The following is a 16374-nucleotide window of genomic DNA, read 5'->3' as shown; positions in this document are numbered from 1 at the left end:
TCGGCTGCCGGAGTGGGAGGATCGGGCGCGGGAGCGGGAGGATCGGCTGCCGGAGTGGGAGGATCGGGCGCGGGCGCGGGAGGATGGCGCCCGTGGGGGACATCTGTACGAGCGGAGCCCTGGTAACACTTCTGACCGGGAGCTGCGGTGACACTTCCTTGAGCCACGGGCCCCTGCTCCGGGAGGACTGGAAACAGGGACCGGTTCCTCGTCGGCGCGACACGCTCGCCGCGCTTTCTCGGACCGCCTGGATCTATATACGAACCGCTCCACGTGGTCGCGGTACACACGAGCCTCTTCTCACGATCCGGCGTGAGTTCGCGCAGGTCACCGCGCCCTGGCCAGCTTCAGCTCCTTGTTCTTCAGGGTGACCTGCGCGAGCAGAACCGGGCCGTAGTACAGCTCCCAGACGTCATCGGCGCTCGGAATCAGCCCCACGGGCTCGCCGGCGAGCAGTGAGGAGACGGTGGTCTGCGCGCCCCCGAACAGCATCCGTCCTTGGTCGTCAAGGCGTCGAATGGCCATCGTGTCCGGGTACTCCGGCGACGAGGACTTGCTCGGCATCGAGCGGCGCGAGGGCGTGTAGCGCGAAGCCGGCGTCCTCTGGCCGAGCGCCTCGTGCGGACGCTGATCATTGTACTCGTGCCGAAACCGATCGAAGACGCGCTGCTGCGCTGCCAAGTTGGCTTCTGGCGGCGATGTCGCCTCCGCCTTCAACGTCTTGTGCATTCGCTCGTGGCGGCCGTTCTGCTGCGGCTTACCGGGCTCGATCCGCTCGGGATGAATGCCGAGCTTGATCCAGCTGACCGAGAGCGCCGAGAGCCCACCGATGCCAATCGTGGCGAACGGCGGGCCGTTATCGGAGCGGATGCGGTGCGGCAGCCCGAACTCGCGGAACGCGCGCTCGAAGTGCGGCCGCACCGAGGCCTCGTCCGGCTTCGCCACGCCCTCGCACTTGAGCAGGTACCGCGACGCCTGGTCCGTCAACGTCAGCGGGTGGCAGCGCGTCCTGTCGCCGAGCGCGAAGTGCCCTTTGAAATCGGCGCACCACGTGTCATTCGGCTGCTCGGCTGGAGCCAGCGGCGACGGCATCGCGGTCGTCGGCGTCACCACGCGGCGCCGACGGGGCCGGATCAGCCCGTGCTTCTTGAGCAACTCGCCGATGGTGCTCGTTGCTGGCAGCCCCTCGACGCCCAGGCTCTCCAGCCGCGCACGCAGCTTCTTCGGCCCCCACGTGGGGCGCTCCTTCCGCAGCTCGATCAGCGCGTCGACGAGCCCCGTTGGCGTCGCATGCGGGAACGTGTGAGCCACGGGCCGCCGCTCCTCCAGGCGGCGAGGTCCGGCCTGCTCGTAGCGCTCCACCCACTTGTACCCCGTCTTCCGGCTGATGCCGAACCGCCGGCACAGCTCCGCGAACGTCTCGTCCGACTCGTTTACCTGCGCGATGAACCGAAGCCTCTCGTCCACTGAACATGTCTCTTTCCAAGGCACCAGCGCTCCTCCGTCGCCGGTCCTCTACGACATGTGTCACCGAAGCTCCCGGTCCGTCCAGGTGCGACCCAGGCTGCCGGTCTGAACCGTTACCCAGGCCACCGGTCCGTACCCTCGCCCACGACCGGAATGTCGAGCTGCCGGAGGTAGGGCACGCTGACCGCAGCGCCGCCGTTTAGCGATGAGATGGCTTGCGATGTGGTCTCGAAACTTGCGTCTGCGCAACCTGCAAGCACCATCCCAAACACCAAAAGCATTGGGAAAGCCTTGCGCCATGTGATGACTTGTCGCTGAATCATTGCCGCTTTATTTGAATCACAAACAATCGTCGCGATCAACGGTCATGATCCATCTCCTCGCGCGAAACGCATGGACCATGCCTTCAACCACGTTTCCGAGAAACAGCGTGGAAAATCGCGATACAGAAGCACACGAGCAATCAAGTTGGTGTAGCCAACGGGCTGCCCGACATCTCTCTGTCAGAGCTGTCCGTTGTCTACGACTTTTCCACCTTGGCGTCGCGCCCCTCGTCGCGCGCGGGGAACGCATCATCTCCGTCGGCCCCTCGAACCACCCCGCGGGGTGACGGGGGCGGTCCTCGTGGACGATGGCGCCGCCGGCGTCGAGCGTGCCGGCGCGGAGCGCCGCCCAGACCTCGCGCGAGAACACCACCGGGCCCACGCCAGGAGGCCCCTGTCGGCCCCTGAGCGCCTCGTAGGTGGCCGGGCGCGGGGTGCTCGGCAGCTCCAGGGCCGTCCACCGCGCCTGACCCGGCCCAGGGCCCTCGACGACCGACAGGAGCTGCGCGCGGTCGCAGGGCCGGTGTTCGGGAACCGCTCAGAGGCAGCGCTGCCCGGCGCGGACGTCGCCTCAGCGGCAGCACGTGCGCGCCGCGGAGCTCTCGGGCCGAGCTTGTCGAGACGGCTGCCTGCACCGGCCTACAGCCGCATGGACGCGCTCTGGTCCGAGGCGATCGATGCCGGTCCCCCCTCAGGATCCCATGATGACGCTGCCCGGGAAGCGGTATACTGCGCGGCGACAGTGCAGCACTATCGAAAGGATCAGGCGGGAAAAGACGATCTCGTCAGCCTTGCCGGCTTCACGCCCCCGAGAGGATGACCCACCATGGAAACATCGTTTGCTCCCTCCAAGATCCAAACGAAACAAATCGATCACCCCCGGGCCTGGGATGGAAAGAACCTGACCAAGGACGAAGTCGCCTTCGATCTCGGGCCCAGACACCTGGAGGCCTTCGACCGCGTGATCCAGGAAGCCCGGAGACGCAGCGTCACGCTCGAGAACGCTTCCAACGAGGATTTTCAGCTCGAGGACATCCAGGACGATGTGCAGCTCATCGCCGACAGGATCCTGAATGGCCGCGGCGTGGTCATCGTTCGCGGATGGCCGATGGACCGCTGCACGGAAGCGGAGATCGCTCTCCTTTACTGGGCATTGGGCAAGCAATGGGGAGAGCCCATCGTTCAAAGCTGGAAAGGGGATCGTCTCGGCTATCTGACCGATGTTCCCCAGCTGGTACCGGGGACGCGGGGCAAAGGTTTCACCTCCGAGAACGCGCTGACGCTCCATACCGATTACGGTGGCATCATGGGGCTGATGGCCATCCGGCGGGCCAAATCGGGTGGATTGAGCGGCCTGGCCAGCGGAATAGCGATTCATAACCGCATCGCCGCCACGCGTCCGGAATATCTGGCGCCTCTGTACGAGGGCTATTATATTTATTGGACGGGCAACGAGAAAAAGGGTGAGCGTCCAATCAACCTCGACTACCGCGTGCCCCTGTTCAGCGAGCTCGACGGGCAGGTCAGCGTTTCTTTCATGAACAAAAGGGTCGTCGAGCAGGCGGTCGCGGAGCGGAAAGAACCGCTCACAGAGCTGCAGCGCGAGGCGCTCGACTACTTTCACGCCGTCGGAAATGAACTGAAATTCACCTTCATGCTGGAAGCGGGCGAGGCGTTGTTCGTCAACAACCACGCCATTCTGCACGACCGCGCTCCCTTCGAGGACTGGCCGGAACAGGAACGCCGCCGCTTTCTCCTGCGGCTGTGGCTGAGGACCTCCCAGGAAAAGCAGCCGGTCCATTCGCGCGTACGTCGGTTTTACGACACAATTGCTGGAAATTTCTCCCCGCCGCCGGCGAAAGTGACTTAGTGGTAATTGCCCCCTTGCGCTGCAACCCTTCACGCGGGAAATCGACATGTCCAACAGCCTTGCAAGGTACACTGGCCATCCCGGGGCCTGGAGAGCCTCGGACCTGACGAAAGAAAAACTCTCCTTCGATCTCGGGCGCCGGCACCTGAAGGCGTTCGAAAAGATCATGGATGAGGCGCGGAAGCGCAACCTCACGCTCCGGACCGCTTCCGAGAGCGATTTTCCCCTCGTCGAGATTCACGACGATATCCGCCGGATCGCCGACGAAGTTCTCCACAAGCGCGGCGTCATCGTCATCCGCGGCTGGCCGGTCGAGACCTATACGCCGGAGGAAATGGGGTTGTTGTTCTGGGCCGTGGGCAAGCAGCTCGGAGTGCCGGTTGAGCAGAGCCATCACGGCGACCGGCTGAACCAGGTCATCGATCTCGGGGGCGGGCGGGCCTACAACTCCAATATTCCCCTGGACATGCACAGCGACTTCGGCGCGCTGGTCGGTCTTCTGGCGATCCGCAAGGCCAAGCTGGGCGGCCACAGCGGAATAGCGAGCGCCCTCGCCATTCATGACAAGATCGTCGAGACCCATCCCGAATATCTCGCCCCGCTCTATGCCGGTTACTACGTTCATTGGCAGGGAGAGGAGGCGAAGGGCGAGCGGTCGCTGATAACCGATTATCGCGTTCCGGTCTTCAGCGAAGTCGAGGGCCAGCTCAGCGTCTTCATGGTCAAGCCGTTCGTCGAGCAGGCCGCGAGGAACAAGGAAATGACCCAGCTTCAGCGGGACGCGCTCGACTATTTCCAGCAAGTCGCCGACAGCGACGAGTTCGCCTACAAGTTCATGCTGGAACCAGGAGAAGCCTCGTTGATGAGCAACTACACGGTCCTTCATTCGCGCTCCACCTTCGAGGATTGGCCCGAAGTCGAGCGGCGCCGGCTCTTCCTGCGGCTCTGGCTCAAGCTGCATCCCGGGGACCGCCGTCCCCTCCATCCCAATTTGCAACGCTTGCACACCCACGACGGGTTCTACGTGTCGGCCAAGAACGGCGAAGCGCCGCGGGTATCGGCCGCGTGACGGGACCTCTACCTGGAAGGCGTCGATGATCGACCTGGCAATCGTCGGACTTGGGCGGTGGGGCACCTTCCTCGTGGATGCCGTGCAGGGCGTCAGCCCCAAAGTCCGTTTTACCGCCGCGGTCAGCCGTACTCCCGGACGCATCGAACAGGCGGCCGCCTCGCGGGGAATCAAGGTCCTCGCCTCGCTGGAAGAAGCGCTGGCCCAACCGACGATCGCGGGCATCGTACTCGCCACACCCCATTCCCTCCATGCCGCGCAGATCGAGGCCTGCGTCCGCGCGGGGCGCCCCGTTTTCGTCGAAAAGCCGTTCACGCTCACCTCCTCCAGCGCGGCGCAGGTCTCCGCTGCCGCATCGGCGGCGGGAGTCGTGGTGGCCACGGGGTTCAACCGTCGGTTTCTTCCCGCGATGCGCAAACTAAAGAGCGTCGTCGGGGAGGGCGGCCTGGGCACCCTTCGTCACATCGAATGTAACTTTACCGCGAATCTCATCGGGCGATTTTCCCCAGGGCAATGGCGTTTGACAGCGGAGGAAAATCCGGCGGGCGGCTTCGCCGGGGGTGGCATTCATATGATCGACGCGATTATCCATCTCGGCGGTCCCATCGCCGGCGTGTTCGCGGCGGGCTCCTCGCGCATTCCGGCCCTGGAGCCTCTTGAGGACACCGTCTCCGCCCTCCTCACCCTGGCCTCCGGAGCCACGGCCTCGGTGACGACGATGATGGCCACGGCGCCGACATTTCGCCTTCAGGTATTCGGGACCCAGGGTTCCGCGGAGATCCGTGGCCCGGACACGCTCGAGATCGTCGACCTCGCAGGCAAAGGCGGTCCCCTTTCCTTTGAGGCTGTTTCCACGGAGCGCGCCGAGATCGAGGCTTTTGCCGACGCCATCTCCGGAGAGGCCCCGTATCCCATTCCCATGGACGAGGTGCTCAACGGCGTGGCGGCTTTCGAGGCCATTGGCCGATCCCTCTCCACGGGCGGCCCTGTTTCTATTGCTGATGGTGGATGCCTTGAAATTGGAGTGAAGCGCCGACACGACCACTACATGCTCACGCCGGGGCCCCTTACGGTCCCGACGGAGATCCGTGAGACGATGCTGCTCGACCGGAACCCCTACGCGGGCGACTTCGTCGACATGACCGCTGCGATCCGCCGCTATCTGCTCGAGATCGCCAACGGCGCGGAGACGCATGCCTGCGTTCCCCTGCAAGGCAGCGCCAGCTACGCCATCGAAGCGGCCATGCAGACCCTGGTGCCGCGTACCGGCACGATCCTGATCGTGCAGAATGGCTTCTACGGAAGCCGGCTCAGGGAAATCGCCGAGGGCATTCGCCTCAAGGTCACGACCCTCGACCTTCCGATGCTGCCGCTACCAACGCGCGAGGATCTCGAGAGAGCCCTCGACGCCGACCCCTCCATCACGCACATCGCCATGTGCCACGCGGAGACCGGCACCGGCGTGCTCAATCCGGTCGAGATGGTAGCGGAAGTGGCCCGGTGCAGGGGCAAGCGCCTCATCATCGATGCCGTCGCTTCCTTCGGCGGCTTTCCCATCGACGTGGCCACGCTCGATCTCGAGGCGCTCATCATCTCTCCCAACAAATGCCTGGAAAGCGTCCCGGGCATCGGCCTCGTCCTCGTCGACAAAGGCGCCCTGGCCGCCTCGGCGGGCAGGTCCATGTCGCCTTCGCTCGATCTCCATGCCCAATGGAGCACGATGGAAAAGAGCGGCACCTGGCGCTGGACGCCGCCAACCCACGTCGTCGCGGCCCTGGCCAGGGCCTGCGAACGACACCGGCGGGAAGGCGGCGTGGCCGCCCGCGGGGCACGTTACCGGCGCAATTGGCGCATCCTGATCGACGGCTTCCGCCAGTGGGGATTCCGGACCTTGATCCCCGACGAGGTGGCCATCCCCATCATCGCGACCTTCCATGTTCCCGAGCCGTTCGCGCATGACTTCCGGCCCTTGTACGAAGCGCTGGAGCGGCGCGGGATCACCATCTTCCCGGGACGGCTGACCGCCGCCGGGACGTTCCGCATCGGTGTCATGGGCGATCTGGTCGAATCGGACATCCGCATGATCATGAACGTCATCCGCGAAGTCCTCGGCGAAATCGACTCGCGCTACAAGGACCTGCCGCGGGTCGGCTAGGACGTATCGCAGCCACGATGGCGTCCGCCAGCGCATTTGCCGACGCGGGGACCATGTCGAGATAGAGCGCGGGATCGATGACCTCAATCTCCATCAGGACAAACTGGCCACCGCGCAGGATGCCGTCGATCCGCGCGTAAACGGGACGACCAGGGACATGCCGCAAGACCTCCTCCGCGGCCGCCACATGCTCCTTCTCGGGAACGACGAGCACCGGAGCAAGCGGGCGGTAACGCCCGTTTACCCGAAAATCGTCGGGATTGGGACGCTTCCTCACGCCATGGGCGAAATGTCCGTCGATAAACACGAGCGACAGTTCGCCTTCGCGGATTTCCGGCATGAATTCCTGGAGCAAGAGATCGCTCCGGCCCGTCTCGGCGCGCAGGGCCTCGGCCTGTGCGGCCACCTGGTGGCGCTCAACGAGGGTCACGCCCACGCCGCTCTCCCCGATGCAAGGCTTCAAGACGAGCCGATCTCCAGGAATTTGGGACGCCGTGGTTTCTATCTCTGGATCTTGATCGACGATGCGCGTGACCGGGCAGGGTACTCCGTGGGCGATGAGGTCCAGCAAATACCGCTTGTTCGAGTTCCACAGTAGCACGTCGACTTCATTGATCACGGGAATGGCCTCGTCCCGCAATCCGTGGATCCATCGGAAGAATTTCTCACTCTGTTCCGTGTAGTCCCATACGGAGCGGACCACCACGCCCGCCGCGTGGCCTCTCGCCTCCTCCTGCGGTTCGATCTGGTCCCAGGGACGCAAGACGGTCTCCACGCCCCGATGTTCCAGGGCCTTCTTGAGGGCCAGATCGCAGCCGATCGCCTCGGGAGGGATCTTCGCGCAGGTCGCCAGTAGCAGCTTCACGGCACACCCTGCTTCTGGTCGACGGCGGCAACCACGCCCGCCTCGCTTCCATCGTGTCGCTCGAGAAGCACGGCGTCATAGACCGCGCCGGTATGGCTGAGCGGGGTGACGTGCCAGGACCCGGAGAGCTCCTTCTCGAACGGATAATTGCAGAGCGATTTGATGCCGTTGCCGTAGCGAAGGATGATCTTCGCCTGCCCGTGCATCTGGCTGCCCAGTTGCCGAAGAACGGCGGCCTTCTCCTTGACCAGTGAGGCGATGATGAAATGGCTCGCCTGTCTGACCCAAGGGATCGATTCGAGCGGACGGCAGCTACACCGGATCCGCTCCGCCAGACCCTGATGCATGACAAGCTTTTCCGCGAGACGGGTCGCTTCAGGATCGATATCGTGGCACAGCAACTCCGCCTCACTCTCCCGGGCGAAGAGCAGCGCCGTGACGGGTAGCGCCCCGGCCCCTATGAAAACAATCCTCGATTTCGGGCCTATCCCGGAGGCCGCCAATTCCGCCCGGAACGACCTCCGAAACTCCGTGTAAGTCGCGTCCAGATAGGCTTCCAGAGGCAAGGTTCCCTCTGCCGGTCGCTGGCAAAGGTGGCGGGAATGGTTCTTTTCCAGGTCGCAGAGAGCGCGATCCAGGACATCGCGAAGCATCGTGGCCTCGTGAAGAAGCTCGAGATCGCCTTCCCAGCGCCGCCAGCACGAGGCGTTCTCCGCGTTCATGACGAACTGGCGAACGGAGCCCAGCTTCTTTTCCAAGGGATCGAAATTGCCGCAACGGTCGGCTTCCTGGTGTAGCTCTTCAAGCTCTGAGCTCAGGGCACGTAATTCAGCCAAGAAAAGATGCTTGTTTGATTGCATGAGCCTTCTCGCCTGAAACCGTGCTGGGGAGATGTGTCGGAGGTTGGGCATCAACGATGTGGTCTACGACCGGGGCCGCTTCGGCGCCCATGGGCGTTGACCGTGGGTGTCCGGGTTGGCTTTGGGTGCGGCTCGTCTGGAGCGAGGGCGGTTTGCTCATTTCGCTCGGCGCAGCTTGGGTCGAGGCGGCGGCAGCGGTGAGGGGACATCGCCCCCTGCATAACGTGCACGGTGCGTTCGGTCATGCTCCTGCTGCAGGTGGAACGCCCAGCAGGCTTCGAAGTCGCCGCTCGAGCGCAGCGAGTGGAGGCGCAGCGCCGGCGCGGCGCGCGCCCTCCGGTCCGGGGAGGTGATCACGCTTACGGATGGCTCGGCCGGGGAGCCCAGGTCGCGCCCCCGCCGCTGGACCCCTGTCTCTGTCGAGGAGACACCTGGTCCTCCCGGGGCGACAGCTCGCTCGAGGCGACGGGCTCGCGAGGGGGCCGGAAGAAGCGTTCCTCCCGCTCATGCGCGTCGACGATCCGCGGGGGCGAGCGCCGCCCCGACCCGGCACGTGCGTTGCTGAAGGCTGGAGAGCTGAAGAACGAAGCGTCGCTGACGAGGCCCGCTGAACGCCCTCTGACGACGGAGGGCGAGAGCGCGCGCCAGCGCAAGCGATGCATGTCCCCTTCGCGCGTCACTGCGGCGGGCGAAGCGAAAAGGAGGGTAGCGGAATGAGGATTGAACCGATGACTCAAAAGCATGTTCGCCGACGGCGCTGGCTGTGTCCCTTGCTGGCGCTGCCGCTGGCCGCCTGCGCGGCCGACGCCAGCGAGGCGGGCGACTTCGAGGAGACGGCCCAGGTCGCATCGCCGATCGTCGACCCGACGCCGGCGGGGCCCAGCGATCTGCTCGCGATGGTGAAGGTGTCGACCTCGCACGGGAGCTGCTCGGGCATGGTCATCGCTGCGGACACGGTCCTCACCGCCGCGCACTGCTTCTGCGAGGATGGCTACGTCGGCGACAATGCCTGCTCCACGGACGCGACGGTGACCTTTCGCCCCGATCCGGCGACGCCGGGCGCGCGCCCACGCGTGCTGAGCGGCGTGGCCAGGATCCAGCCGGACTACAACCCGTCCTGGACCGAGAGGCAGATCGAGCATGACGTCGCGGTCATCAAGCTGAATGGCGTCGCGCCGGCGCACGTGAAGCCCTTCGTCGTGGCCAACGATTACCCCGGCGAGGGATCGCGCGTCACGATCGCCGGCTTCGGGCGCACGGGCGCCGACTGCAGCACCCCCTTCGGCACGCTGAACTTCGACGCCGCCGTGGTCGGCGGGTACGAGGATGGCCACGACATCCTGCGCTTCAACGACCAGGTCTTTTGCAGCGGTGACTCGGGCGGGGCCGTCTTGAACGTCGAGGCGAGCCGGCTCTACGCCGTCCACTCGATGCACACGTGGACGGTGACCCACGGCTGGGTCAGCAAAGGGGTCACGACGGGCTCCGAGTTCGACTGGATCAAGTCGCAGTTGTGCCCGTCGTCACGCTCGAACCAGTGCAGCGGCCACGGCGACACGTGCGACTGCTCGGCCAGCACCAACTTGCTGTGGCGGCACACCAATGGCCAGGTCGCCATCTGGTTCATGGACGGCGGCGACATCGTCGGCGAGGCCTACCCCGGCGGGCAGGATCCGAGCCTCTCCTGGAAGATCCAGGGCTCCGGAGACTTCGACGGCGACGGCCAGAGCGACGTGCTCTGGCGGCACACGAACGGCCAGGTCGCCATCTGGTTCATGGATGGCGGAGCCGTCGTCGGTCAGGCCTACCCCGGCGGCCAGGACCCGAGCCTCTTCTGGAAGGTGGCTGGCGTCGGGGATTTCGACGGCGATGGGCGCTCGGACGTCCTGTGGCGCGACGCCAACGGCCAGCTCGCCATCTGGTTCAAGGGCGACGCCGCCCAGGCCGCCTATCCCGGCTACAACAACCAGCCCGCGCCGGTCGACAACGCGTGGAAGGTGCAGGGCGTCGGCGACTTCGACGGCGATGCGCGCTCAGACATCCTGTGGCGAAACACGAACGGTCAGGTCGCCCTCTGGTTCATGTCGGGCGGGACGCGGGTGGGCGAGGCCTACCCCGGCGGCCAGGACCCGAGCCTCTTCTGGAAGGTGCAGGCCATCGGCGACTTCGACGGCAACCTGCGCTCGGACATCCTGTGGCGGGACGAAAGTGGCCAGCTCGCCATCTGGTTCGGCGGCGAGCAGGGCTTCGACTCGCCCTCATACAACAACGCGCACGGGCCCGGCGACCTCGCATGGCAGGTGCAGGGCGTCGGCGACTTCGATCACGATCGCCGCGACGACATCGTATGGCGGCACACGAACGGCCAGGTCGCCATCTGGCTGATGCACGGCGCGCACTTCGTCGGGGACCTGTACCCGCGCCAGGTCGACAGCGGCTGGGCGATCAAGGGCATGCTCCACGACGCCGGGCGGTGAGCTGTCGAGCAGGGGGCCTCGGCCGCCCGGGTCCCCTCTCACAGGTGGGCGCCGCTGACGAGATCGTCGATCTCGCCGGGCGCAAACCCCACCAGATCGGGCTCGGCCGAGAGCGCCACGCCGAACCGATCGAGCACGCCTCGCCGCACGCGCCGCGCGAGGCCGAGCAGCTCCTCCGCCGTCGCGCCGCCGCGGTTCACAAGCGCGAGCGTGTGGCGCGTCGAGATGCTCGCGGCGCCGTGGCGCGTCCCCTTCGTGAAGCCGGCGCGCTCGATCAGCCAGGCCGCGGACAGCTTCACCCGGCCGCCGTCCGCCGGATACCGCGGGATCGCCTCGCCGGGCGCGAGCACGCCCGCCGCCTCGATGCGGGTGAGGACGGCCGCCGCGGCGTCGGGCGCGAGCGTCGGGTTCATGAAGAACGACCCCGCGCTCCGGCCGTTCTCGTCCGCCGGATCGAGCACCATCGACTTGCCGCGGCGGAGCGCGATCACCGTGCGGCGCACCTCGCCGAGCGGCGGCGCGGCGCCCCCCGCGGGCACGGCGAGCGCCCGCTGGAGCTCGGGGTAGCGCACCGTCGCGGCGCCCCCCGGGCGCAGCGCGAACGTGACGGCCGTGATGACGTAGCGCCCGCGCCACGCGCGCTTGAACCGGCTGTCGCGGTAGCCGAAGCCGCAGTCCGCGCCGGAGAGGACCACGGCCGCCCCCGTCGCGCGATCGATCGCCCGGACCTCGACGATCGTCTCCGAGACCTCCTGGCCGTACGCGCCCACGTTCTGGATCGGCGTCGCGCCGACGTCGCCCGGGATGCCCGACAGGCACTCGATACCCGCCCAGCCCTCGGCGACCGAGCGCGCCACGAGGTCGTCCCAGGCCTCGCCCGCCCCCGCGCGCACGAGGGCGCGCTCCGCGTTGCCGCCGGCCTTTGCGCTGCCGCCGGCCTCCGCGCCGCCGTCGGTCTCCGCGCCGCTGGCCACCCCGCGCCCGCGCAGCAGCTCGATCCCGCGGACGCGCACGCGCAGCACCAGCGCGTCGACGCCCCGGTCCGCGACCAGCAGGTTCGAGCCGCCGCCCAGCACGAAGAGCGGCACGCCGCGGGCCTCGGCGAAGCGGAACGCGTCGACCACCGCGGCCTCATCGGCGGCCTCGGCGAAATAGCGCGCAGGCCCGCCCACGCCGAGCGTCGTGAGCGCGGCCAGCGGGACCGACTCGCGGACGTCGAGGCTCACGGCTTCTTCTCCGGCGCCTGCTGCCGCGCTCCGCCGCGGACAGCGCCCGGCCCCTGCGCGCCGTCGGACGTCCGCGCTTGCCGCGTGGGCGCCGCCGGGCGCGCCACCCGGATGCCCGCCATGAAGCCGCTGTCGACCGCCTGCACCCGCTCGACGAACGCCTTGTACTCGTCGATCGACACGGTCCCCGTCGGCAAGCTCAGCGCGAAGTCCTCCTCGATCGCCGCGCCGTAGCTGCCCTTGCGCGACGCCGCGAGGCCCGCGTGCTCGACGCGCACGCCCTCGGGCGCGCGCGCCACCGCGTAGCCCTCGGGCAGCTCGATCCGGCGGCGCACGTGGTACTGGAGCGCGGTCTCGATCGCGAGCGCGCTCTTGCGCGCCCCCCGCGAGGCGTACGAGGCGCCGAGCGTGCTCGTGTACGCGCGCGGGAACACGAGGTGCACCGGCTCGAGCCCCGGCAGCGTCCACGCCGCGGCGTCCTTGCCCGCCGGCTGCGCGAAGCCGTGGATCGTCACGGCGGCGCGGAGCGCGACCTCCCATGAGCCCTCTGTCGACGAGACGACAACGTCCTCGACGTCGGCCCACGGGAGCCAGCCGAGCACGACGCCCCGGAGCATCTCGCGCCGCGCGGTGCCGACCACGGTCTCGAACGCCTCCGAGAGCGCCTGCGCCGCGCGGCCATGCAGCAGAATCGTGAACGTTCCCGTGGCGTTCCCCTGCGCGTCGACCGTCAGGCGCAGGTCGACCTCGTCGCCGGTCTCGCCGCTCGTCCCGGCCACGGTGACGAGCTCGCCGCTCGGCAGCATGGCGGCGCGGCCGCGCAGCTCGGGGCTGATGCGGCCGGGGGGCAGCGGCGGGCCCTCGACGTCGGCGTCGATCCACACGTCGCCGCCCGGAAGGCGGGCGATCACGAGCGGGTGGCGGAAGCGGCCCGCGTGCGGCGGGAAGTCCGCCGACGAGCTGAACGGCTCGGTCTCGGCGATCGCGAGATCGGCGCGCACGCCGAGCTCGCGCAGCGCGCGGTAGACGACCCACGACCGGCTGCCCTGGCCGAGCTCGATCATCGCGCGCGCCGTCGTGCGCTGCGGGCCGCCGCCGAGGAGCGCCGCCATGTCCGAGAGCTCGGCGCCGCCGGCGACCTTCACCGCCTTGCCCGCGGCCGCGACGACGCGCTCGAGCAGCGCGGGCGACGGCGTCCGGTCAGCGCCCGCGGCCTCCCGCGCCCAGCGGGTCATGGTGGGATCGCGGTCCTCGAGCGCGCGGATGTTCTCGTCGAGCGCCGCGGCCACGTGGTCCCAGGTCTGCGTCCCCAGGCTGACGCCGACGCCCATCTCCACGCGAGGCACGCCGTCCTCCATGCGCCGCGGCGGCTGATCCTTGATGCGCCAGACGCTGACCGTGGAGGCGCCCTCGGCGCGCTGCTCCGCGGCGCCGAGCAGCGGGTGCGACCAGAGCGCGAGCGGGAGCGACGTCGGGCGGCTGACCTCGATCGTCGCCTCGCGGACGCTCGTGCGCTCGGGGAGCAGGTCCCACGTGTCGATGACGAGCTGGCCGCCGTCACCCGGCAGCGCGTACCCCTCGGTGACCTGCTCGACGTAGTCGCCCTGCTCGAGCTGGGAGAGGTCGCTCTGGTCCTGCGCGGCGTTCGAGGCCGCGTCGGGCGCGAGGATGCGGCCGTCCCGCTTGTGGATACGGCGGCGCAGGAGGCGCGGCATGGCGCGGCCCTCGATGAGCGGGCCGTAGGTGGCCGTGCCCTGGGCGACGTCCGTGGTGCCGGAGACGCGGCGGAGGTCGTACGTGACGTAGTGGACGAGCCCGTCGGGCGAGATCGTGAACCGCTCGACGTGGCGGAGCACCGCGGTGGCGGCGCCGGGGAGGAACGCCTTCTGCTGGTCCTCCAGCACGAGCTTGCGGCCCTCGGCCTCGAGCGCCGGCGCCGGATCCGGCGCGAGGCCGAGGGCGCGGGTGATGGGGCCGATCCCGGCGGGGGTGTCGCGCGCGGTCGTGCGGTCGCGGGCGAGGCGGCCCCGGACGGCGCGGGCGTCGCCGCGGCCGGCGGCGAGGCCGAGCGCCTCGAGCATCGCCCGCTGCCCCGGCGGGATCGCGTCGTAGACGGCGAGCGCGCCGCGCAGGTCGCCGCGGGCGACGCGCTCGCGGAGCTCGACGTCGCGCAGGGCGTCGGGCGCGCGGCGGAGCCGGCGCAGCCGCTTGATCTCGGCGAGGACCGCGTCGCGATCGCTCGCGCCGAGGAGCGCGCCGAGGCACGCGGCGCTCGAGCGATCGAGCCCGCCCTCGCAGGCGGCCTTCACCGCGTCGACGCCGGCGCGGCCGTGGATGCGGTAGTCGACGACGGCGAGCAGCGTCGAGCCGGGCGCCGCCGCGGCGAGCTTCGCGTAGGCGGCCTCGGCGACGTCGGTGACGTTCGCGCGGTGAGCGACCGCCGCGAGCTCCGCGAGGACCATGCGATCGGCGTCGGCGACGGTGGGCGCGCTCGGGCCGGTCGGCCCGGGGGGCGCGACCCGGACGCCGAGCTCGCGGAGGGCGTCCATGGTGCCCTCGCCACGGCCGCCGCGGCGCTCGGCGAGCTCCGCCTTGTAGAGGCGCGCCTCCCACGACGCGGGCCATGCGGCGAGCACGCGATCGACGGCGGCGCGGATGCGCTCGACGACCTCGGCCTCGGGCAGATCGCCCACGCGGCGGATGGCCCTCGCGTAGAGCAGGTCGAGGCGCGGCGAGCGCGCGTCGCTCTGGTGGAGGCGGCCGTCGCCGTCAGGATCGAGGAGGTGCTCGGCCGTGCGCGCGTCGCCGAGGGCCAGCAGGGCCGCGGCAGCGACCTCGATGCTCGCCGCGCCGGGGCGCTGGCCGGCAGCGCCGCTCGACGACGCGGCCGGCGCAAGGCTCACGGCGGCGGGCCGGGACGCCGACGCGGTCGCGGCGGCGCCGGGGCGCGGCGCGCGGGCGCGGAGCGGCAGGCCGTTCTCGCCCCACGCGGTGAGCTCGATGGCGTCGCCGTCGCCCTTCTGCGCCACGCGCACGACGACGCGCAGCGTCCCCGGCTGGGCCTCGACCGTCGCGAAGCGCGTGACCTGCGCGCCGCCCGCCGCATAGTCGCGTTGGAGGGCGGGAACGCCGCCCACCTCGAGCACGGCGGCGGACGACGAGGCGAGCGCGAGGCTCACCCGCTGGGCGATCGGGTTGTGGAGGTCGACGACCACGGCGCGCGTCCCCTGGAGGGCGCTCACCGCGTCGATGTCGATGGCGCACGCGTCGGCGCGGACGACGATGGGCGAGGCGCTCTGCGCGAACGGCGCGAGCCCCGGGTAGGCCCTCGCGAGCGGCGCGCCCGGCGCGGAGCTCACGGGGGACGGCCGGGCGAGGCCGTGGAGGGGCGCCGCGTCGAGCGGGCCGACGATGGCGGCCTCGCCCGCGCAGCCGCGGCGCGCGCTCCAGGTCGCCGCCGCGGCCTCGTCGCCGATGAAGAGGGCGATGCGGTGGAGGGCGCCCGCGAGCGCGCCGCGCACGAACGGCATCTCCGGCGCGCCGCGGCCGGAGACGTCCGCGAACGCCCAGGCGCGCTGGAGCCGGCGGGCGACCTCGGGGAGCGCCTCGCGCGAGCGGAAGGCGATGGCCGCGGCGTCGGGGTCGGGGCCGCCCGCGGTGCCGGCGCCGAAGACGAGCGCGTCGAGGGACGCGATCACGGTGGCGAGGGCGCCGTCGTCGCTCGGCGCGTCGACGGCGCGGTCGAGGGCGTCGAGGTACGGCGCGGCCGCGGCGGAGCTCGTGATCTCGGCCTCCAGCGCGGCGGAGAACGCGGCGGGGAGCGGCGCGTCGGCGGGGAGCGGCGATGCGGCGCCTCGAGGGGCGCACGCGGCGGGCGCGGCGGCGGCGAGCGCGAGGGTGAGCGCCAGGGCGGCGCGGCGAGCGACGAGGAGGGGGCGGCGGGCGACGAGGGGGCGCTCGGCGGGGCGAGGGCTCCCGGGGCGCTGGCCGGCGCTCGTGGGGCTGCGGGGGTGGGTGGTCACGATCGGCGTCTCCACGGCGCCGCGCGCGCGGTGCCTGTCC

9 protein-coding genes are annotated in these 16374 nt (G+C 69.4%); 4 read left to right on the top strand and 5 right to left on the bottom strand.

All coding sequences use genetic code 11. The annotated features are described in order from the left end of the window. Positions 1 to 327: 327 nt before the first annotated feature. Entirely contained in the window at positions 328 to 1491 is a 1164-nt protein-coding gene (locus tag WMF14_RS42330; RefSeq protein WP_437796122.1) for an integrase core domain-containing protein, read from the bottom strand. A 1125-nt stretch (positions 1492 to 2616) separates the two neighbouring features. Between WMF14_RS42330 and WMF14_RS42325 the strand changes: the two genes are divergently transcribed. From WMF14_RS42325 to WMF14_RS42315, 3 genes are read left to right on the top strand one after another with little or no spacing between them, the layout of a single operon-like run. Beyond that, positions 2617 to 3660: a TauD/TfdA family dioxygenase gene (locus WMF14_RS42325; RefSeq protein WP_437796120.1), complete on the top strand. Its 1044-nt coding sequence runs from the start codon at positions 2617 to 2619 to the stop codon at positions 3658 to 3660. A gap of 46 nt (positions 3661 to 3706) precedes the next feature. Continuing rightward, complete coding sequence (locus WMF14_RS42320) at positions 3707 to 4729, top strand: TauD/TfdA family dioxygenase (protein ID WP_437796117.1); 1023 nt, start codon at positions 3707 to 3709, stop codon at positions 4727 to 4729. A gap of 25 nt (positions 4730 to 4754) precedes the next feature. Then, positions 4755 to 6884, top strand: a complete 2130-nt coding sequence (locus WMF14_RS42315) for a 2-aminoethylphosphonate--pyruvate transaminase (protein ID WP_437796114.1) — start codon at positions 4755 to 4757, stop codon at positions 6882 to 6884. On the opposite strand, the gene WMF14_RS42310 is transcribed toward WMF14_RS42315, so the two are convergent. Further along, complete coding sequence (locus tag WMF14_RS42310) at positions 6823 to 7749, bottom strand: ATP-grasp domain-containing protein (protein WP_437796112.1); 927 nt, start codon at positions 7747 to 7749, stop codon at positions 6823 to 6825. The genes WMF14_RS42315 and WMF14_RS42310 overlap by 62 nt on opposite strands. Continuing rightward, positions 7746 to 8609: a nicotianamine synthase family protein gene (locus tag WMF14_RS42305; RefSeq protein ID WP_437796109.1), complete on the bottom strand. Its 864-nt coding sequence runs from the start codon at positions 8607 to 8609 to the stop codon at positions 7746 to 7748. Before WMF14_RS42305 ends, WMF14_RS42310 begins: the two co-directional genes overlap by 4 nt. Positions 8610 to 9337: 728 nt before the next feature. On the opposite strand from WMF14_RS42305, the gene WMF14_RS42300 reads away from it, so the two are divergent. Beyond that, positions 9338 to 11086, top strand: a complete 1749-nt coding sequence (locus WMF14_RS42300; RefSeq protein WP_437796106.1) for an FG-GAP-like repeat-containing protein — start codon at positions 9338 to 9340, stop codon at positions 11084 to 11086. A gap of 38 nt (positions 11087 to 11124) precedes the next feature. Here the strand turns inward: WMF14_RS42300 and WMF14_RS42295 are convergent, their stop codons facing one another. Then, entirely contained in the window at positions 11125 to 12312 is a 1188-nt protein-coding gene (locus WMF14_RS42295; RefSeq protein WP_437796104.1) for a UDP-N-acetylmuramate dehydrogenase, read from the bottom strand. Continuing rightward, the gene (locus WMF14_RS42290) at positions 12309 to 16334 is read right to left on the bottom strand and encodes a hypothetical protein (protein WP_437796101.1); all 4026 of its coding nucleotides are present in this window, start codon (positions 16332 to 16334) and stop codon (positions 12309 to 12311) included. The genes WMF14_RS42295 and WMF14_RS42290 overlap by 4 nt, the downstream gene beginning before the upstream one ends. Positions 16335 to 16374 lie beyond the last annotated feature (40 nt).

Source organism: Sorangium sp. So ce693, from assembly GCF_051521375.1.
Lineage (GTDB): Bacteria > Myxococcota_A > Polyangia > Polyangiales > Polyangiaceae > Sorangium > Sorangium atrum.
This window is presented reverse-complemented; position numbering and strand designations above follow the sequence as displayed.